The following is an 18,216-nucleotide window of genomic DNA, read 5'->3' as shown; positions in this document are numbered from 1 at the left end:
GATGCACAATTATGTTGCAATGCAAAAGGAAATCGCCTATATCAAGCTCACTCGAAACATGGCGCCTCTGAAGAGGGCCACATCCAAGGAGCGCAGACAATGGCGACCAAGAAGATCGAAGACGTATTCTCCATCGCATCCATCGACCCGAGCAAGTTTTCCGAAAGCTTCCGCGATTTCGCCGAAAAGGGCGCCGCGCAGACGAAGGAAGCCTATGCCAAGATGAAGGAAGCCGCCGAAGACGCCACCAAGACCGTCGAATCGACGCTTGAGAGCGCGCAGGCCGGCTCCGTCGAACTCGGCCTCAAGGCCATCGATGCGCTTCGCACCAATGCCGAAAACTCGCTGTCGCACATGGAAGCCCTGCTCGGCGTGAAGTCCGTCGCGGAACTGTTCGAACTGCAGACCGCCTTCCTTCGCAAGCAGGCCGAAGTCGCCGTCGAGCAGGCCAAGACCCTTCAGGAAACCTCCAGGAAGGTTGCCGAACGGGTCGCCGCTCCCGGCAAGTCGGCTGCCGAAAAGGCCATGAAGTCCTTCAAGGCCGTCTGAACCGCACATCGCGAGGCTTCTGCCCGCAGGGTTTGAAATGACCGGGCCATCGCCCGGTCATTTTCGTTTGATGCCGGTAAAAAAGGCTTGAAAAAAGGTGCGGCTGCCCGTATGTGACGCACCAAGCGCGCAGGACGCGCCGTGTGCGGTTGTAGCTCAGTTGGTTAGAGCGCAGGTTTGTGGCACCTGAGGTCAGTGGTTCAACTCCACTCAACCGTACCATTCTTCTCCAGTATTGAAAATCAAGACAGGTTCGTCGTCGGCGGCTGCGCTCTGACTTTCGCAATTTCCCACCGGTCCAGTTTCGTCAAAGAAAGATATCGTGCTCCTGCCGCACGAGTTCCTGAAGGAATTCGGCGACGGTGCGCACGCGGGCGAGGTCGCGCGCGCTTTCGTGCCAGGTGGTCCAGTAGGCGCGGCGGATGGTGTTGGCCGGAAGGACGCGCACGAGCTCGTCGTGTTGCCGGGCAATGTAGTCGTGCAGGATGCCGATGCCGGCCCCCGAGCGCACGGCTTCCGTCTGGCCCGTGGCGCTCGAAATCTCGAAGCCCGCATCCCAGCTGCGCATGATCTCGCCGGTGAAATTGAGCGACGCGGTGAAGATCAGATCCTCCACATAGCCCACGCGCCGATGCGCCTTCAGCTCGTCCACCGTTTCCGGCGTTCCGTTCTCCGCAAGGTAATCGCGCGAGGCGTAGAGGCCGAGCGTGTAGTCCGTGAGTTTCGAGGAGACGAGGCGGCCCTGCTCGGGCCGTTCGAGCGTGATTGCGATATCCGCCTCGCGCTGTGACAGCGAGAAGGAGCGGGGAACCGGCACAAGCTGGATCTTCAGTTCCGGGTGCCGCGCCGTCAGCTTGCCGAGGCGCGGCGCGAGGAAGGAGACGCCGAAACCGTCCGGCGCGCCGACGCGCACGGTCCCGGCGACGGCGGTATCGATGCGGCCGATACTTGCCTGCGCCGCCAGCATTTCCGTTTCCATCCGCTCGGCGGCCCGCAGGAACGTCTCGCCCTCCGCTGTCAGGTCGCAGCCATTGGTGCGGCGGATGAGAAGGCGGGTCTTCAACGCCTCTTCCAGCGCGCTGACGCGCCGGCTGAGGGTGGCGTGATTGACGCCGAGCCGCCGTGAGGCCGCGAGGATCTGGCCGGTGCGGGCCACCGCCAGGAACATGCGCACGTCATCCCAGTTCATGCGGCCTCCGACTTCAATTCTTGCACAACGGTTCCTTATCTCAGGCGATTGTGTTGTGCAAATTGAAGTGCGATCATCCCTCTATAACAACGGAGGACTCCCCATGTACCAGATCGGCCACTTTATCGACGGCAAGCAGGTGCCCGGCACCAGCGGCCGCACCGCCAATGTCTACAACCCCGCAACCGGCGAAGTGCAGGCGCAGGTCGCGCTCGCCAGCGATGCGGAACTCCAGGCCGCCGTCGACAGCGCGAAGGCCGCGCAGCCCAAGTGGGCGGCCACCAACCCGCAGCGCCGCGCACGCGTCTTCATGAAGTTCGTCGAACTCCTGAACAAGCACATGGACGAGCTGGCCGTGCTGATCTCCAAGGAGCATGGCAAGACGGTCGAGGACAGCAAGGGCGACGTCATCCGCGGCCTGGAAGTCTGCGAATTCGTCATCGGCATCCCGCACCTTTCCAAGAGCGAGTTCACCGAAGGCGCCGGCCCCAACATCGACATGTATTCGATCCGCCAGCCGGTCGGCATCGGCGCGGGCATCACGCCGTTCAACTTCCCCGGCATGATCCCGATGTGGATGTTCGCGCCGGCCATCGCCTGCGGCAACGCCTTCATCCTGAAGCCCTCCGAGCGCGACCCGTCGCTGCCGATTCGCCTTGCCGAACTGATGATCGAAGCCGGTCTGCCGGCCGGCATCCTCAACGTCGTCAACGGCGACAAGGGTGCGGTCGACGGCATCCTGGCGCATCCGGATATCGCCGCCGTCTCCTTCGTCGGCTCCACGCCGATCGCCCGCTATGTCTATGGCACGGCCGCCGCAAACGGCAAGCGCGCGCAGTGCTTCGGCGGCGCGAAGAACCACATGATCATCATGCCGGACGCCGATCTCGACCAGGCCGCCAACGCCCTGATGGGCGCCGGCTACGGCTCGGCCGGCGAACGCTGCATGGCGATTTCGGTTGCCGTTCCCGTCGGCGAGGAAACCGCCAACCGCCTGATCGCCAAGCTGACGCCCATGGTCGAGAGCCTGCGCATCGGCCCCTATACCGACGAGAAGGCCGATATGGGCCCGGTCGTGACCAAGGAAGCCCAGACGCGTATCCTCGGTCTTATCGACAAGGGCGTCGAGGAAGGCGCCAAGCTCGTGGTCGACGGCCGCGGCTTCAAGCTGCAGGGCTATGAAGACGGCTACTTCGTCGGCGGCTGCCTGTTCGACAACGTCACGCCGGACATGGAGATCTACAAGACCGAAATCTTCGGCCCGGTTCTCTCCGTCGTTCGCGCCAAGAACTACGAAGAAGCCCTCGACCTGCCGATGAAGCACGAATACGGCAACGGCGTCGCGATCTATACCCGCGACGGTGATGCGGCCCGCGACTTCGCCAGCCGCATCAATATCGGCATGGTCGGCGTCAACGTTCCGATCCCGGTTCCGCTGGCCTATCACTCCTTCGGCGGCTGGAAGTCGTCGTCCTTCGGCGACCTGAACCAGCACGGTACGGACTCCATCAAGTTCTGGACCCGCACCAAGACCGTGACGAGCCGCTGGCCGTCGGGCATCAAGGACGGCGCCGAGTTCGTCATGCCGACGATGAAGTGATCCACCCGGATTGACGATGAAGGGCTCCCTCGCGGGAGCCCTTTTGCGTTGCCGCTTTTTTGTGCTTTGCGAAGAATAGGGCGCAAGCCAGGCCCGTTACCCCCGTGATCATGCCTTTCGGAAGGGACAGGATATGGCATCGGCAGACACTGCGCCGCCCGCCGCCACGGCAGGCGCGTTTCATCGCATCGGGTTTACCGGCAGGGCTTCGGAATATTTCGGTATCTGGATCATCAACGTCCTCCTGACGATCCTGACCCTCGGCATCTATTCGGCCTGGGCGAAGGTTCGGCGCAATCGTTACTTCTACGGCAACACCGTGCTGCTCGGCCGTTCCTTCGAATACCACGCGCGTGGCCTGCAGATCCTTATCGGCCGCCTGATCGTGGTCGGCGCGATCGCCGTGCTCAACCTCGTCAGCATTTTGAACCCGTTTCTGGCCCTGTTGCCGGCCATCGCCTTTCTCATCGCGCTGCCGTGGCTGGTCGCCAGAGGCCTGCGCTTCAGCGCGCGGGTGACGAGCTACCGCAACGTGCGCTTCGATTTCGTCGGCGGCCCGGGTGGTGCCTTCAAGGCCTTTATTCTCGGTAGTGTGATCGCCACGCTCACGCTCGGTATCCTCACGCCGCTCGCCAGCCGCTGGGTGGCGCGCTATGTCGGCGCCAACCTGCGTTACGGCGGCAAGGCTTTCGACACGGATCCCAAGCTCGGCCCGCTGTTCAAGGCGTGGCTGATGTCGGCCGGTGTCGCTGTGGCTGTCCTTGCCGTCGTCGGGAGCTTCGTCGCCCTGAACTTCGAAGCGGTTGTCGATGCGATCGCGGGATCGGCCATCGCCGGCCAGATGACCTTCTCCATCTGGCACTACGTCATCCTCGTCGTCTACATCGCCTTCTTCGTCCTGTTCGGTGTGGTCGGGCTGTTCTATCGGGCCGCCGTGCGCAACATCGTCTGGTCGGCGACGACATTCGATGGCCGGCACAGGCTGCTGAGCGACATGTCGCGCGGGCGCTACATCTGGATCGCCATCTCGAACGTCATCGTGACGATCCTGACCCTCGGCCTGATGCGGCCATGGGCGGCGGTGCGCCTGGCGCGGTATGTCTATGAACATACCGGGGTCACCTTCGTCGGCGATGTCGGCGAGCTGTTCAGCGCCATCGAGGCGCAGGGTTCCGCCGTCGGCGCCGAGTTCATGGACTTCGAGGGGTTCGATTTTGGCTTCTGAAACCGTTGCCAAGGCCGATGGGGCCATCGCCAAGGGCGACTGGCATCCCGCCGGTTCCAGCCGCTCCGTGGAAGCCCTGCTTATTGAAGGGGCGGGGGAGGTTGTTGCCCAGCCCGCCGCAGGCGGCAAGGCGCTTGCCGGCGCGGGCCTCTCGTGGCTGGACATTTCCGGCCGCGTCGGGTCCATCCCCCGCAGGGTGACGTTTCCCGACGGCTCGGTCTTCGAGACCTGGGACAATGACGGCATAGACCGCTACCTCGCTGCGCGGGGCAAGGGCGGTGCCGGTTTCGTGCATTGGCTGGAGCAGTTCCGCCTGCGCCTGATTGTCATCGTCCTCGTCGCCTTCGCGCTCGGCGGCGTCATCTATCGCTGGGGCGTTCCCGCCCTGGTCGAGGTCGCCATCCTGACGACGCCGCCGATCGTTCCCCAGCTCATGGGGCAGGGGACACTGGCGACGCTCGACAAGACGACCTTTTCTGCGACGAAACTGCCGGAGGCGCGCCGCAAGGAAATCATTGACGGTTTCGCCAGGATCGCCGCCCAGTCGCCGCGTGGCGCCAAGGCCTACAACCTCAACTTCCGCGACGGCGGCATCATCGGCCCGAACGCCTTTGCACTTCCGGACGGGACGCTTGTCATCACCGACCAGCTGGTGGAACTGGCGGGAAGCGACACGGAAATGCTGGTCGGGGTGCTCGCCCATGAGATCGGCCATGTCGAACTCGAGCACAGCCTGCGGCAATTCTATCGCGCTGCGGGCATGACGGGTCTCATCATGCTGATCGCCGGCGATGTCGGCTCAGCAATGGAGGACGTGCTGGTGCAGGGCGGCGGCCTTCTGGCGCTGTCCTATTCGCGGGCGGCGGAAGCGGAGGCGGATCGGCGCTCGGTCGAGCTGATGGCGAAGGCCGGCTACGATCCGACGGCGATTGCCCGGTTCTTCGGCCTGCTGGAAGACAAGCTGGGTGATCGGTCGGATACCAGCATCCTCTCGACGCATCCGGGCACGCCCGAGCGCAGGAAGGATATCACCGATTACGCGCGGATCATCTCCGGCCAGTCGGATCCGGAGCTTCAATAAGCCACATAACCGCCTCCGAAGCGAAGAGCGGAAAACAAAAACGGCGGCCAGAGGCCGCCGTTTCCATTCGCCTTGGGAGGCAGGGATATTACTGCGAAGGACCTTCGTTGTAGCCGACCTTGTCGACGAGTTCCGAGGCCTTCTTGCGGTTGGCCGCGATTTCGGCGAGCGGCAGCGGGTCGGCCTTCAGCGTGCCGAAGGCCTTGACCACGTCGGAGGGCTCGGCACCCGGCAGAACCGGGTATTCGTAGACCTGCTCGGCATAGATCTGCTGGGCGGTGCCGGCCGACAGGAATTCCATCAGCTTCAAGGCATTGTCCTTGTTCGGGGCGTTCTTGGCCATGGCCATGCCGGAAACGTTGACGTGCGCGCCGCGGTCGTTGACGTTCGGGAAGAGCACCTTGATGGCGGCTGCCCATTCCTTCTGCTCGGGCTCCTTCTCGTTGGTCTGCATGAGACCGACATAGTAGGAGTTGCCGAGCGCGAGGTCGCATTCGCCGGCGAGGATCGCCTTCGCCTGGTCGCGGTCGCCGCCGTCGGGCTTGCGGGCGAGGTTGTTCTTCAGGCCCGTCAGCCACTTCTCGGTTTCGGCTTCGCCGTGATGGGCGATCATGGAGGCGATGAGGCCGATATTGTAGGAGTGCTGGCCGTCACGCGTGCAGATCTTGCCCTTCCACTTCGGATCGGCAAGTTCCTCATAGGTGATTTCGTTCTGCTGGACGCGATCCTTCGAGGCGTAGACGACGCGCGAACGGGTCGTCAGGCCGAACCAGTCGCCATCGGGATCGCGATATTGCGCCGGGATGTCCTTGTTGATGACATCGCTCTGGACCGGCTGTGTCACGCCGCCATCCTTGGCTTCGGTGAGACGCGAGATGTCGACGGTCAGGATGACGTCGGCAGGCGAGTTTGCGCCTTCCGCCTGGATGCGCTCGACAAGGCCCTTGTCGAGGAACAGCACGTTGGTGGCGATGCCGGTTTCCTTGGTGAATTCGTCAAGCAGCGGCTTGATCAGGTCCGGCTGGCGATAGGAATAGATGTTGACTTCGCCGTCTGCATGCGCCGGTGCCACAAAGGCGAGACCTGCGGCCGAGAGGGCAAGGGCGGCGAGGGAAGTCTTGAGCAGTTGCATCGGGTCCTCCTGGTGCATTATTCTTTACTGCAAAAGTCTCCTTTATCGGCTTGCCGACCACAGTCAACCGTACCGTTCATAACATGACTGTGATTTTCCGCTTTTTGGAATTGTTCTAAACGACGAAGTGTCCTATATGTAGTGCGACTGAAAACCGGATTCGGAGTTTCCGATGCGCCTGACGAAGCAAACCAACTATGCTGTCCGCATGTTGATGTACTGCGCAGCAAATGGTGGCAAGCTCAGCCGCATCCCCGAGATCGCCAAGGCCTATGGTGTCTCCGAGCTCTTCCTGTTCAAGATCCTCCAGCCTTTGACGCGCGCAGGCATCATCGAGACCGTGCGCGGCCGCAATGGCGGCGTGCGTCTTCCCAAGCCTGCCAGCGAAATCACGCTGTTCGACGTGGTGCGTGTGACCGAGGACTCCTTCGCCATGGCGGAATGCTTCGAGGCCGGCGAAATCGAATGCCCGCTGGTCGACAGCTGCGGCCTCAATGCCGCGCTGCGCAAGGCGCTGAACGCCTTCTTCGAGGTGCTCCAGCAGTACACGATCGATGATCTGGTGAAGGCCCGTCCGCAGATCGGCATGCTGCTGGGTCTGGAAACCGCGGCGGTTGCCCGCCAGCCAGCGGCCTGACCGCCGGTTTTTCCTTCGGCAGGCCCGGCCACCGGGTCTCTTCATTCCGGAACGGTGAAACGGGTCGTCCTACGATCCCGCGCTAGCCTCGCGCCGGACGTATTCCCGCAGCAGGAACTCGATTGCCGTCGGATCGAGCTCCGCCTTGTCGATGCGGAAGTCGACGCCGTAGTCTTCGATTTTCTGGAAATACGCATCGCTGATCGATGACGAGATGACGCCGACCGGGCCGATATAGCCGGCGCGGCGCAGTTCCGGCACGGTTTCCCGGAAGTCGGCCTGCGGCTGAAGCCGGTTGTCCATCAGGATCATGTCCAATGCGACGCCCGAGGAGCGGATGAAATCCAGCGCTCCATCGACCGTCTCCACATAGTGCAGGGTGATTACGTAGCTCGTGACTTTGCGCATCAGTGCGCTGAGAATGACGTTTTCAGCCGGGTCGTCATCAACGAGCAGAATATTTACGTGTGCTGCCATGGTGGGAATGAACCTGTTTGCGAACGCTCTCGTCTCGCTGTGGCTACTCTTGTCCAGACGGTGGATATTAACAAGTCCCTAAGTCTACTATCCCGAACGCTGTGCCATTTTCTTGCAGCTTTACTGGATGATCTGCTCGCGGATCGCCTTGGCCACCATTTGCGTGCGATTGACCACATCGAGCTTCTTCAGGATTGTCGCGGTGTGCGAGTTGACCGTATGCTCCGAAACCGAGACGATGAGCGCGATCTCGCTGGCCGTCTTGCCGTAGGAAATCCACCGCAGGATTTCCGTTTCGCGCGGTGTCAGGCCCATGCCCGCCTTGTTGGCGAGGACCTGGCGATAGAAGTAATCGAAGGCGCAGGTCGCCTCGTAGCAGATCTCGAAATGCTCCGCTCGGCCGATGTCTGCGCCATCGCCGAGAAACAGCACGACGAAGCGCGTGCCGGCGACCGAATGCACCGGCACGGACAGCGCCATGTCGAAGCCGATCTGATCGAGAAAGCTCTCATGCGGGCTGCCCTGGTCGGCCGCACGATCCCGGTCACGCCAGACCGTGGAGATCGTTGAGACATAGAAGCTCTTGAAGAGATCGCTATCGTTGAAGCGATGGCGCTTGTCATAGGCTTCGGCAAGGCCGGCGGGCAAATCGTGCAGCGTCAGCCGCTGTGCCAGCAGGCTCGTTTCGTGCTCGTTCGCCAGCTGCAGCACGCCAAAGTGCTCGAAGCCGTAGCGAAGAGCCATCGTGTGAAAGATACGGAAAAAATCGACGCGGTTGAGAGCTTTCTCAAGGTCGCTTTCAAAATCATACCTTCTGAAATGTTCGTTCAAAGCAATCACGTGGCGTCCACCCCCAGAATCCACGCCGGCAATCTAGCGCCGCAATCTCTGGCAGCAAAGGGTTTTGCCGGACAAATTCATGGTGTCTCTCCTTTTTTCGCGGTGAAATCGGCACAATCCGTTGAGTTTTATGCACAATTTAACATGCGTTCGCGTGACGCTCTTCCGGCGTGCGATGTGGTGTATTGACGCCCTGCCGGTCAGGCACGAAAGCATAACACGTTAGGGGAACGCCCGGTTCCGCAGTGCCCCTGGTCCATATCGAGGCTGTGGAGAAGGATATTTTTCCGGTTTTTTCCGTTTGGACAAAATTGTGGTCCGACTTATTGCAATCCGCCGGCAAATGTCGTTCCATCCAGCCCAAGGCTGGCGCAGGACATGCGCATGAGCCTGACAACAGAACAAAAAAGCAAACCTGGGAAGCTCACTATGAAAAAGCTGACTACTCTCCTCGCAGCGACGGCGCTTGCCTCCATGATGGCAACGGCCGCCTGGTCGAAGACTCTGGTCTATTGCTCGGAAGCCTCGCCGGAAGGTTTCGACCCCGGCCTCTACACGGGCGGCCAGACCTTCGATGCCGCATCGCGTACCGCTTACAACCGCCTCGTCGAGTTCAAGCATGGCAGCACCGAACTGGAGCCGGGCCTCGCCGAGAGCTGGGAAGTTTCGGCCGATGGCAAGGAATACACCTTCAAGCTTCGTCCGGGCGTCAAGTTCCAGACGACGGAGTATTTCACGCCGACCCGCGAGCTGAACGCCGACGACGTCATCTTCTCGTTCGAGCGCCAGTACAAGGAAGACAATGCCTGGAACAAGTATGTTGCCGGCGCTTCCTGGGAATACTTCGCGGGCATGGGCTTTCCGGACCTGATCGAGAAGATCGAGAAGGTCGACGACCTCACCGTCAAGTTCGTGCTGAAGCGCCCCGAAGCGCCGTTCCTGGCCAATCTCGGCATGGACTTCGCCTCGATCCTCTCCAAGGAATATGCCGACAAGCTGCAGGCCGACGGCAAGATGGAGCTGCTGAACCAGCAGCCGCTCGGCACGGGCCCGTTCGCCTTTGTCGCCTACCAGACCGACGCCGCGATCCGCTACAAGGCCAACCCGGACTACTGGAACGGCAAGCAGCCGATCGACGATCTCGTTTTCGCCATCACCACGGACGCTGCCGTGCGCGCGCAGAAGCTCAAGGCCGGCGAATGCCACATCATGGCCTATCCGAACGCTGCTGACGTCGAAGACCTGAAGAAGGACGAGAATCTGACGGTCGTCGAGCAGGAAGGCCTGAACGTCGCCTACCTCGCCTACAACACGCTGGTTCCGCCGTTCGACAAGGTCGAGGTCCGCAAGGCGCTCAATATGGCCGTGGATCGCCAGGCCATCGTCGACGCCGTCTTCCAGGGTGCGGCCACCGTCGCGAAGAACCCGATCCCGCCGACCATGTGGTCGTACAACAATGCCGTCGAAGACGACAAGTACGATCCGGAAGCGGCCAAGAAGATGCTCGAAGACGCCGGCGTCAAGGATCTCAAGATGAAGATCTGGGCCATGCCGGTTGCCCGTCCGTACATGCTGAACGCCCGCCGCGCAGCCGAACTGATGCAGGCCGACCTCGCCAAGATCGGCGTCGAGGCCGAGATCGTCTCCTACGAATGGGCCGAGTACCTGAAGCTCTCCTCCGCCAAGGACCGCGACGGCGCGGCCATCCTCGGCTGGACGGGCGACAACGGCGACCCGGACAACTTCCTCGACACCCTGCTCGGCTGCGACGCCGTGGGCGGCAACAACCGCGCGCAGTGGTGCAACGAGGAGTTCGATGCGCTGGTGACCAAGGCGAAGGAAACCGCCGATATCGGCGAGCGCACGAAGCTCTACGAACAGGCGCAGGTCGTCTTCAAGCGCGAAGCGCCGTGGAACACGCTGGACCACTCGCTCGTCGTCGTTCCCATGAGCAAGAAGGTCACGGGCTTCAAGATGGACCCGCTCGGCATTCACCGCTTTGACGGTGTCGACATCGCCGAGTAAGATCGCATAGAAGAACGGCACGCCGCAAAGAGCGTGCAATGGCCGGCGGCCCGAAGATATTCGGGCCGCCGGTTTTTCAAAAATAAGAAGGGATTGGCTCCCATGTTTCGCTTTATCTTCGGACGGCTCGCCGTCCTGATACCCACGTTCCTCGGGGTATCGATCATCGCGTTCTCCTTCATTCGACTTCTGCCCGGCGATCCGGTCATGCTGATGTCGGGTGAACGCGTGATGTCGCCGGAACGGCACACCCAGATCATGCACCAGCTGGGGCTGGATCGGCCGATGTACGTCCAGTACTTCGATTACCTCACCGGCCTGCTCACCGGCGACTTCGGCTCGTCCATCGTTACCAAGCGCCCGGTGCTGGACGACTTCCTGCAACTGTTTCCGGCAACGTTGGAGTTGGCGCTCTGCGCCATCATCGTCGCCATGGTGCTCGGCATTCCCGCCGGCGTGTTCGCCGCGGTGAAACGCGGCACCTGGTTCGACCAGTCGATCATGGGCGTCGCGCTCGTGGGCTACTCGATGCCCATCTTCTGGTGGGGCCTGTTGCTCATCATCTTCTTCTCCGGCTATCTCGGCTGGACACCGGTCTCGGGGCGCATCTCGGCGATGTACTTCTTCCCACCCGTGACCGGTTTCATGCTGATCGACAGCCTGCTGTCAGGACAGACCGGCGCATTCAAGTCTGCCGCGACATACCTGATCCTGCCGACGGTCGTGCTGTCCACGATCCCGCTGGCCGTCATCGCGCGCCAGACACGTTCGGCCATGCTCGAAGTGCTCGGCGAGGACTATGTCCGCACCGCCCGCGCCAAGGGTCTCTCGCCGTTCCGCGTGATCGGGGTGCACGCCCTGCGCAACGCCATGATCCCCGTCATCACCACGATCGGCCTGCAGGTCGGCGTGCTGCTCGCGGGCGCCATTCTCACGGAATCGATCTTCTCCTGGCCGGGCATCGGCAAGTGGATGGTCGATAGCGTCTTCAAGCGCGACTATGCCGTGGTGCAGGGTGGCCTGATGCTGATCGCCGGCGTCATCATGATCGTCAACCTCGTGGTCGACCTGCTTTACGGCTGGATCAACCCGCGCATCCGGCACTAGGAGACGGCCCATGAGCATCGTTCAGAACACGGCCGAAACCAAGACGGGTGGCACGCCGCCCTCCGGCCTTTCCGAATTCTGGTATTACTTCTCGCGCAACAAGGGCGCCGTCATCGGCCTCTTTGTTTTCCTCTTCATTCTGTTCATGGCGATCTTCGCGCCCTTCGTTGCTCCGCACAGTCCGAGCATCCAGAACCGTGAACTTCTCCTCTTGCCGCCTGTCTTCCAGCAGGGCGGGTCCTGGGGACACATCCTGGGCACGGACGCCGTCGGTCGCGATATCCTTTCGCGCATCATCTACGGCGCGCGCTTCTCGCTGTTCATCGGCCTCGTCGTCGTGACGCTGTCGGTGGTGTCGGGCGTTCTGATCGGTCTCGTCGCGGGCTATTTCCGCGGCAAGGTCGATACGTTCATCATGCGCATCATGGACATCATCCTGGCGTTTCCCTCGCTGCTGCTGGCGCTCGTGCTCGTGGCGGTTCTGGGGCCGGGCCTGCTGAACGCGATGATCGCCATCTCGCTCGTCAACCAGCCGCATTTCGTGCGCCTGACGCGCGCGGCGGTCATGACCGAAAAGTCGAAGGACTATGTCGTCGGCTCGAAGGTCGCGGGTGCGGGCACGCTGCGGCTGATGTTCCTGACCATCCTGCCGAACTGCCTGGCGCCGCTCATCGTGCAGGCGACGCTCGCCTTCTCGGCGGCGATCCTCGATGCGGCCGCCCTCGGCTTCCTCGGCATGGGCGCCCAGCCGCCGACGCCGGAATGGGGCACGATGCTCGCCGAGGCACGTGAATTCATCCAGCGCGCCTGGTGGGTCGTCACGTTCCCGGGCCTTGCCATCCTGATCACCGTGCTTGCCATCAACCTCATGGGTGACGGCCTGCGCGACGCCCTCGATCCCAAGCTGAAGAGGTCGTGATGTCGCTTCTCGAAGTCAAAAACCTCACCGTCGAGTTCCAGACGGCGTCCGGCCCCTTCCGCGCCGTGGACGGTGTCTCGCTCAAGGTCGACGAGGGCGAGGTTCTCGCCATCGTCGGCGAATCGGGTTCGGGCAAATCGGTGTCCATGCTCGCCGCCATGGGGCTTCTGCCCTGGACGGCGAAGGTGACGGCGGATGTCCTCACCTTCAACGGCCGCGACATGCGGACGATGTCGGACGCGGAACGCCGCAAGATCATCGGCAAGGACATCGCCATGATCTTCCAGGAGCCGATCGCCAGCCTCAATCCGTGCTTCACGGTCGGATACCAGATCGAGGAGGTGCTGCGCATCCACACCGACCTGTCGCGCAGGGCGCGGCGGGAACGGGCCATCGAACTCTTCCAGTCCGTCGGTATTCCGAACCCGGAAGAGCGCCTTGGCCATTTCCCGCACCAGATGTCGGGCGGCCAGTGCCAGCGTGTGATGATCGCGACGGCGCTTGCCTGCAATCCGAAGCTCCTGATTGCCGACGAGCCGACCACCGCGCTCGACGTGACGATCCAGAAGCAGATCCTCGACCTCCTGATGAAGCTCCAGGCTGAACACGGCATGGGCCTCATCATCATCACCCACGACATGGGCGTCGTCGCCGAAACCGCCGACCGCGTCATCGTGCAGTACAAGGGCCGCCAGATCGAGGAAGCCGATGTGCTGTCGCTCTTCTCGGCCCCGAAAAGCGTCTACACCAAGGCCCTTCTGGCAGCCCTGCCGGAGAACGCCACCGGCGAACGCCTGCCGACGATCACGGAAAAGCTGACCGACGCCGAGATTTTCGCGGGAGCCATGCGATGACCCCAGTTCTCGAAGCCAAGAACCTGAAACGCGACTACCACATTCCCGGCGGTCTCTTGAAACCGTCGAAGACCGTTCACGCCGTCAAGGGCGTGAGCTTCAAGGTCGAGCAGGGCAAGACGCTCGCCATCGTCGGCGAGAGCGGCTGCGGCAAGTCCACCGTCGCGCGCATGGTGACGATGATCGACCCGATCACGTCAGGTGAAATGCTGATCGACGGACGCAGGATCGACATCGCCAGCGAGCCGCTGACGCCGGAAATGCGCAGCAAGGTGCAGATCGTCTTCCAGAACCCCTATGGTTCGCTCAATCCGCGCAAGAAGATCGGCGACATCCTCACCGAGCCGCTGGTCATCAATACCAAGGTCCCGGCCGGCGAGCGGCGCGACCGCGCCATGGCCATGCTCAAGAAGGTGGGCCTGGAGGAGAAGCATTATGGGCGCTATCCGCACATGTTCTCCGGCGGCCAGCGCCAGCGCGTGGCGATTGCCCGCGCGCTGATGCTCAATCCACGCCTTCTGGTGCTGGACGAGCCGGTCTCCGCGCTCGATCTGTCGGTGCAGGCGCAGGTGCTCAACCTGCTCGCGGATCTGCAGGACGAGTTCCAGCTGACCTATGTCTTCATCAGCCACGACCTTTCGGTCGTGCGCCATATCGCCGACGACGTGATGGTGATGTACTTCGGCGAGGCCGTGGAATACGGCAGCCGCGACCAGGTCTTCAACGACCCGAAGCACGATTACACCAAGACGCTGTTTGCCGCGACGCCGCGCGTCGACGTGGATGCCATCCGCGCCCGCATCGAACGGCGCAAGCGCGTCGCCTGATGCCACAATCCGCCGGCCGGATCCGTGCCGGCGGATTTTGCCACTGGCGTCGCTGCCGGTGGCCCCGTATAGACGGCTACCGCTCTTGCGGACACATTTTCCACACCTGACAGGAACGAGACATGGACATCAAACGCTTTGAAACCGGCCCGCGCATGAGCCAGGCCGTCGTGCACAACGGCACCGTATATCTGGCCGGTCAGGTCGGCGAAGCCGGTTCGGATGTGACCGAACAGACGAAGCAGGCCCTGGCCGAGGTGGACCGCCTGCTGGCGCTTGCCGGAACCGACAAGACCCGCATCCTCTCCGCCCAGATCTGGCTGGCTGATATGGCCGACTTTTCCAAGATGAATGCCGTCTGGGACGCCTGGGCGCCGCAGGGCCACACGCCGGCCCGTGCCACCGGCGAATCCAAGCTCGCCACGCCGGATTACCTGGTCGAAGTCATCGTCGTCGCCGCGCTCTGAGCGCGACAGCACGACGGACCCGATCACACGACTGAAATGCAAAAGGCCCGCTCGCGCGGGCCTTTCTGTTTATGCCTGTCCTGTCAGGCCGACTTCGACAGCCGCGACTGCTCGTCGAAGAACAGCGCCTGGCTGATCAGCGCCTTCACCATGTCCGGATTGAACGGCTTGGTGACGAGGAAGGCCGGCTCCGGCTTTTCGCCCGTGAGAAGGCGCTCCGGGAAGGCGGTGATGAAGATCACCGGGATCGTGCTGGTCTTGAGGATATCGTTGACCGCATCGATGCCGGAGCTGCCGTCGGCGAGCTGGATATCGGCGAGGACCATGCGCGGCGCGGTGCGATTGTAGAGCTCCACAGCTTCCGCATGGGTGCGGGCAATACCCGTGACGTTATGGCCGAGGCCGCGCACCATGTCCTCGATGTCCATGGCGATCAGCGGCTCGTCCTCGATGATCATGATATCGGTCGCGACCTGGCTGGAGATGTCGCGCGATGCCTGTTCGAGAAGTGAGGCAAACGCTTCTTCCGAGACATCGAGAATGTCGGCGCCCTCGGCGACGTCGAAGCCTTCGACGGCAACGAGCAGGAAGGCCTTGCGCTCTGCCGGCGGCAGGTTGGCGAGGTTGGCCGCAGCCTGCCGCTCCCAGCCGAAGGGCGACGTGTTCTCCGGCAGCGCGATGTCGAGATTCTCGAACAGCGTGCAATAGAGCCGGTAAAGGGCGTTGCGGTCGCTACGGCCTTGCGGATAGAGGGATATATCGGCGACGAGCGCTTCCAGCATGGCGGCCACATAGGCGTCGCCGGATGTCTGGGAACCCGTCACAGCCCGGGAAAAACGCCTCAAATAGGCGAGATGCGGTGCGATACGGGTGGACAGTGACATTTCGTTCTCCCTGACTGTGTTCCTCATCGGAACAGTTTCCGCTAGAATTCATTATGCGGAAACGAATTGGTAGCATGCTGGCGCTACGTGACTATTGGTAATGTTGGGCAAAAGGAAGATAACGGGCGGCAGACGATGGAAGCAAGACCATGATCGAGCCCAGTAAGAACAAGAGCGGGACCGACGGCGTTGCCGCGGACACGACGTCCTTCGACCCCAACGGCCCGATCGGCCGCAAGCTCAAGTCCTTTTACGACGTGATTGAAACCGAAGATGTGCCGGACCGCCTTCTCGAACTTCTGGAGAAGCTCGACGAAGCAGAGCGCAAGGCGACGGGCGGGTCCTGACGGCATTCAACGTCCCTGATAGCAGACATCAAGAAACGGGCCGATGGGCCCGTTTCCTGTTTTCCGGGCGTTGGCGCTCAGCGGCAACGGGCTTCGTAGCGGTGGCCGCGACGGTCGCGGTAGATGCAGTAGCCGCTGCGATCGGAGCGGGCGATCAGGTAGCCCGCGGCGCCGCCCACGGCCGCACCCACCAGCGCGCCTCCGGCGCGACCGGTTACCGCGCCACCGATAATGGCACCGGATGCAGCGCCGATGGCGGTGCCGCGCTCGGTCTGGCTGCACGCGGAAAGCGTGATGGTCGAGGCTACGAGGGCAAGGGCTACGATAGTCTTCTTCATGGTTCCGGCTCCGGTCTTGGGTTTGGTCAGATGCGTCCCATCAGGACGAGGATGAGAAGGATGACGACGATGAGGCCGAGGCCGCCGGACGGGCCATAGCCCCAGCTGCGGCTGTATCCCCAGTTCGGCAGGGCGCCGATGAGAAGAAGGATCAGGATGACGAGGAGGATGGTGCCGAGCATGTATGCGTCCTTTCATGTCCCACGCAGTCGAGCGATGGCACGAAAACGCCGCAATTCGAAATTTGTTCCCGCAAATGTGACAGACCGCGTCGACCAGCGTCATTGCATGGGGCAGACCGTGATGGCTGCGTCGATCGGGAACTTTTTCGGGAAGGCTTCGTTTTCCTGCCATCAACGGAAGGAGTTCGAAAATGCTTTATTACGCTGTCGTCTTTCTCGTCATCGCACTCGTCGCCGGTCTTCTCGGCTTCGGCGGCATCGCCGGTGCCTCTGCCGGTATCGCGCAGATCCTGTTCTTCGTCTTCCTTGCCCTCCTGGTGCTGTCGCTCATCGCGGGCCTGTTCCGTCGGGCATCGTAAGGCGACCATGGATCGAGATTATGAAGAGCGGCGTCCGGGGACGCCGCTCTTTGCATTTCAGGCCGTCTTGCGGCCTTCATCGGCATTGGATAGTCATCTCGGTGTTCCCTCAATTCCTGTGAGTCCCGCCGATGAAATCCCTTGAACTCCTGGTCGAGCGCATCATCCTGTCGAGCCGCTGGGTGCTGGTCATCTTCTATCTCGGCCTTGTGGCGGCACTTGGCGTCTACGCCCTGTCGTTCCTGTCCAAGTTCGTCAAGGTCGCAAAGAACGTCTTCATCTACGACGATGCCGAGATGATCCTGGCCATGCTGGGCCTCATCGACGCCGCCCTGGTCGCGAGCCTGATCCTCATGGTGATGATCGCCGGCTACGAGAACTTCGTCAGCCGCTTCGATGAAGGCCAGGCCGATGTCTCGTTCATCGGCAAGCTCGATTCCGGCAGCTTGAAGATCAAGGTCGCCTCTTCGATCGTTGCGATCTCGTCGATCCACCTGCTTCAGGTCTTCCTCAATGTGCAGCAATACAGCGATGCGAAGCTGATGTGGCTGACGATCATGCATCTCGCCTTCGTCGTGTCCGCTCTGCTGCTCGGCTTTCTCGAGCAGATCATGGCGAGACTGAAAGGCTGACCCCTTTATCCGGGAGGGAAGGGGAGGGCGCCGCGGTCAGCCGCCGGCGCCCTTTTTGCGTTTAGGCGTCAAGCGAAAAGGCGTCTTCATCCCCGATATTCCTGTTTTGCACCGGGTCGCCGGAACCATTTTCAACGCGCGGAACCCACTTGTGGTACGACTGTACCGGAGGCGGGGCATGAGGTGACGGCAAACGGCGGTCTATCGCAGCCCCAAAAGCCCCTTAATCCGAATTATGTGTTTAAAACCAGCATGTTACATCTTTTCTGCATTTTTATGAAATCGGCTGTTGACGCTTCCGAATGATGGTCCTATAACGCCGCTCATCGAACGAGAGCGGCGGCGCTTCTGGCGGCCGACGAACTCGCTCTAGGGTTTCCTTGAGAAGCTGGTGAGAATTGAGCCGAACGAGGTTCGGGGATTTCGCTGCTTTGTGTGAGACTGGGACGGTTTTGACCGTCGGCTTTTTGACAATTGAAGAGAGAAGAAAGAGAAACGTGGTCGGCGATGTCGCGGATCGGTTTTTGAACCGGTCCTGGAAAGAG

At 61.9% G+C, this 18,216-nt stretch carries 23 protein-coding genes and 1 tRNA gene; 16 read left to right on the top strand and 8 right to left on the bottom strand.

Annotated elements, in window-relative coordinates:
• Nucleotides 1–99: 99 nt before the first annotated feature.
• Both B5M41_RS19700 and B5M41_RS19695 read left to right on the top strand, forming a co-directional pair.
• Nucleotides 100–549, top strand: coding sequence for a phasin (locus tag B5M41_RS19700; protein WP_134649738.1), 450 nt, complete (start codon nt 100–102; stop codon nt 547–549).
• Nucleotides 550–694: 145 nt separating this feature from the next.
• Nucleotides 695–771 (top strand) — tRNA-His (locus tag B5M41_RS19695).
• An 85-nt stretch (nt 772–856) separates the two neighbouring features.
• Here the strand turns inward: B5M41_RS19695 and B5M41_RS19690 are convergent.
• Nucleotides 857–1,738 (bottom strand): LysR family transcriptional regulator, encoded by an 882-nt coding sequence (locus tag B5M41_RS19690; protein WP_134649739.1) that lies wholly within the window; start codon nt 1,736–1,738, stop codon nt 857–859.
• A gap of 103 nt (nt 1,739–1,841) precedes the next feature.
• Here B5M41_RS19690 and B5M41_RS19685 point away from each other — a divergent pair, with 103 nt between their 5' ends.
• The 3 genes from B5M41_RS19685 (at nt 1,842) to B5M41_RS19675 (ending at nt 5,644) form a co-directional block, all read left to right on the top strand.
• Complete coding sequence (locus B5M41_RS19685) at nt 1,842–3,338, top strand: CoA-acylating methylmalonate-semialdehyde dehydrogenase (RefSeq protein WP_134649740.1); 1,497 nt, start codon at nt 1,842–1,844, stop codon at nt 3,336–3,338.
• 133 nt (nt 3,339–3,471) lie between these two features.
• Nucleotides 3,472–4,563 carry a YjgN family protein gene (locus B5M41_RS19680; RefSeq protein WP_134649741.1) on the top strand — a complete coding sequence of 364 codons (1,092 nt, stop codon included), beginning with the start codon at nt 3,472–3,474 and terminating at the stop codon, nt 4,561–4,563.
• Complete coding sequence (locus tag B5M41_RS19675; RefSeq protein ID WP_230640235.1) at nt 4,553–5,644, top strand: M48 family metallopeptidase; 1,092 nt, start codon at nt 4,553–4,555, stop codon at nt 5,642–5,644. Before B5M41_RS19680 ends, B5M41_RS19675 begins: the two co-directional genes overlap by 11 nt.
• Before the next feature lie 88 nt (nt 5,645–5,732).
• Here the strand turns inward: B5M41_RS19675 and B5M41_RS19670 are convergent, their stop codons facing one another.
• Nucleotides 5,733–6,776, bottom strand: a complete 1,044-nt coding sequence (locus B5M41_RS19670) for a Fe(3+) ABC transporter substrate-binding protein (RefSeq protein WP_134649743.1) — start codon at nt 6,774–6,776, stop codon at nt 5,733–5,735.
• 172 nt (nt 6,777–6,948) lie between these two features.
• Between B5M41_RS19670 and rirA the strand changes: the two genes are divergently transcribed.
• On the top strand, nt 6,949–7,413 hold the full coding sequence (gene rirA / locus B5M41_RS19665; RefSeq protein WP_134649744.1) for an iron-responsive transcriptional regulator RirA: 465 nt from the start codon (nt 6,949–6,951) through the stop codon (nt 7,411–7,413).
• A 69-nt stretch (nt 7,414–7,482) separates the two neighbouring features.
• On the opposite strand, the gene B5M41_RS19660 is transcribed toward rirA, so the two are convergent.
• Both B5M41_RS19660 and B5M41_RS19655 read right to left on the bottom strand, forming a co-directional pair.
• Nucleotides 7,483–7,890 (bottom strand): response regulator, encoded by a 408-nt coding sequence (locus B5M41_RS19660; protein WP_134649745.1) that lies wholly within the window; start codon nt 7,888–7,890, stop codon nt 7,483–7,485.
• Nucleotides 7,891–8,010: 120 nt separating this feature from the next.
• Complete coding sequence (locus B5M41_RS19655) at nt 8,011–8,634, bottom strand: helix-turn-helix transcriptional regulator (protein ID WP_134649746.1); 624 nt, start codon at nt 8,632–8,634, stop codon at nt 8,011–8,013.
• Between the two features lie 3 nt (nt 8,635–8,637).
• On the opposite strand from B5M41_RS19655, the gene B5M41_RS19650 reads away from it, so the two are divergent.
• The 7 genes from B5M41_RS19650 to B5M41_RS19620 all read left to right on the top strand — a co-directional run bounded on the left by B5M41_RS19650 (nt 8,638) and on the right by B5M41_RS19620 (nt 14,929).
• Nucleotides 8,638–8,919, top strand: coding sequence for a hypothetical protein (locus B5M41_RS19650; RefSeq protein ID WP_134649747.1), 282 nt, complete (start codon nt 8,638–8,640; stop codon nt 8,917–8,919).
• 240 nt (nt 8,920–9,159) lie between these two features.
• Nucleotides 9,160–10,755, top strand: a complete 1,596-nt coding sequence (locus B5M41_RS19645; RefSeq protein ID WP_134649748.1) for an ABC transporter substrate-binding protein — start codon at nt 9,160–9,162, stop codon at nt 10,753–10,755.
• Nucleotides 10,756–10,857: 102 nt separating this feature from the next.
• Entirely contained in the window at nt 10,858–11,862 is a 1,005-nt protein-coding gene (locus B5M41_RS19640; protein ID WP_134649749.1) for an ABC transporter permease subunit, read from the top strand.
• Nucleotides 11,863–11,872: 10 nt separating this feature from the next.
• Nucleotides 11,873–12,781 (top strand): ABC transporter permease subunit, encoded by a 909-nt coding sequence (locus tag B5M41_RS19635; RefSeq protein ID WP_134649750.1) that lies wholly within the window; start codon nt 11,873–11,875, stop codon nt 12,779–12,781.
• On the top strand, nt 12,781–13,635 hold the full coding sequence (locus tag B5M41_RS19630) for an ABC transporter ATP-binding protein (protein WP_134649751.1): 855 nt from the start codon (nt 12,781–12,783) through the stop codon (nt 13,633–13,635). Before B5M41_RS19635 ends, B5M41_RS19630 begins: the two co-directional genes overlap by 1 nt.
• Nucleotides 13,632–14,462 (top strand): dipeptide ABC transporter ATP-binding protein, encoded by an 831-nt coding sequence (locus tag B5M41_RS19625; protein ID WP_134649752.1) that lies wholly within the window; start codon nt 13,632–13,634, stop codon nt 14,460–14,462. Before B5M41_RS19630 ends, B5M41_RS19625 begins: the two co-directional genes overlap by 4 nt.
• Nucleotides 14,463–14,584: 122 nt before the next feature.
• The gene (locus B5M41_RS19620) at nt 14,585–14,929 is read left to right on the top strand and encodes a RidA family protein (RefSeq protein ID WP_134649753.1); all 345 of its coding nucleotides are present in this window, start codon (nt 14,585–14,587) and stop codon (nt 14,927–14,929) included.
• An 83-nt stretch (nt 14,930–15,012) separates the two neighbouring features.
• On the opposite strand, the gene B5M41_RS19615 is transcribed toward B5M41_RS19620, so the two are convergent.
• Nucleotides 15,013–15,813: a response regulator gene (locus B5M41_RS19615; RefSeq protein ID WP_134649754.1), complete on the bottom strand. Its 801-nt coding sequence runs from the start codon at nt 15,811–15,813 to the stop codon at nt 15,013–15,015.
• A gap of 149 nt (nt 15,814–15,962) precedes the next feature.
• Between B5M41_RS19615 and B5M41_RS19610 the strand changes: the two genes are divergently transcribed.
• Nucleotides 15,963–16,160: a NepR family anti-sigma factor gene (locus B5M41_RS19610; RefSeq protein ID WP_167719137.1), complete on the top strand. Its 198-nt coding sequence runs from the start codon at nt 15,963–15,965 to the stop codon at nt 16,158–16,160.
• A 77-nt stretch (nt 16,161–16,237) separates the two neighbouring features.
• Here the strand turns inward: B5M41_RS19610 and B5M41_RS19605 are convergent, their stop codons facing one another.
• Nucleotides 16,238–16,498 (bottom strand): YMGG-like glycine zipper-containing protein, encoded by a 261-nt coding sequence (locus B5M41_RS19605; RefSeq protein WP_134649755.1) that lies wholly within the window; start codon nt 16,496–16,498, stop codon nt 16,238–16,240.
• A 26-nt stretch (nt 16,499–16,524) separates the two neighbouring features.
• Entirely contained in the window at nt 16,525–16,680 is a 156-nt protein-coding gene (locus tag B5M41_RS19600; RefSeq protein ID WP_134649756.1) for a DUF3309 family protein, read from the bottom strand.
• Between the two features lie 191 nt (nt 16,681–16,871).
• On the opposite strand from B5M41_RS19600, the gene B5M41_RS19595 reads away from it, so the two are divergent.
• On the top strand, nt 16,872–17,039 hold the full coding sequence (locus B5M41_RS19595; RefSeq protein ID WP_134649757.1) for a DUF1328 domain-containing protein: 168 nt from the start codon (nt 16,872–16,874) through the stop codon (nt 17,037–17,039).
• 131 nt (nt 17,040–17,170) lie between these two features.
• Nucleotides 17,171–17,671 (top strand): TIGR00645 family protein, encoded by a 501-nt coding sequence (locus B5M41_RS19590; protein WP_134649758.1) that lies wholly within the window; start codon nt 17,171–17,173, stop codon nt 17,669–17,671.
• 323 nt (nt 17,672–17,994) lie between these two features.
• Here the strand turns inward: B5M41_RS19590 and B5M41_RS19585 are convergent.
• A partial coding sequence (locus B5M41_RS19585; protein WP_230640068.1) for a hypothetical protein occupies nt 17,995–18,216 on the bottom strand: 222 nt, incomplete at its 5' end.

Origin of the sequence: Shinella sumterensis (genome assembly GCF_004514425.2) — a bacterium.
Classification (GTDB): Bacteria; Pseudomonadota; Alphaproteobacteria; order Rhizobiales; family Rhizobiaceae; genus Shinella; species Shinella sumterensis.
This window is presented reverse-complemented; position numbering and strand designations above follow the sequence as displayed.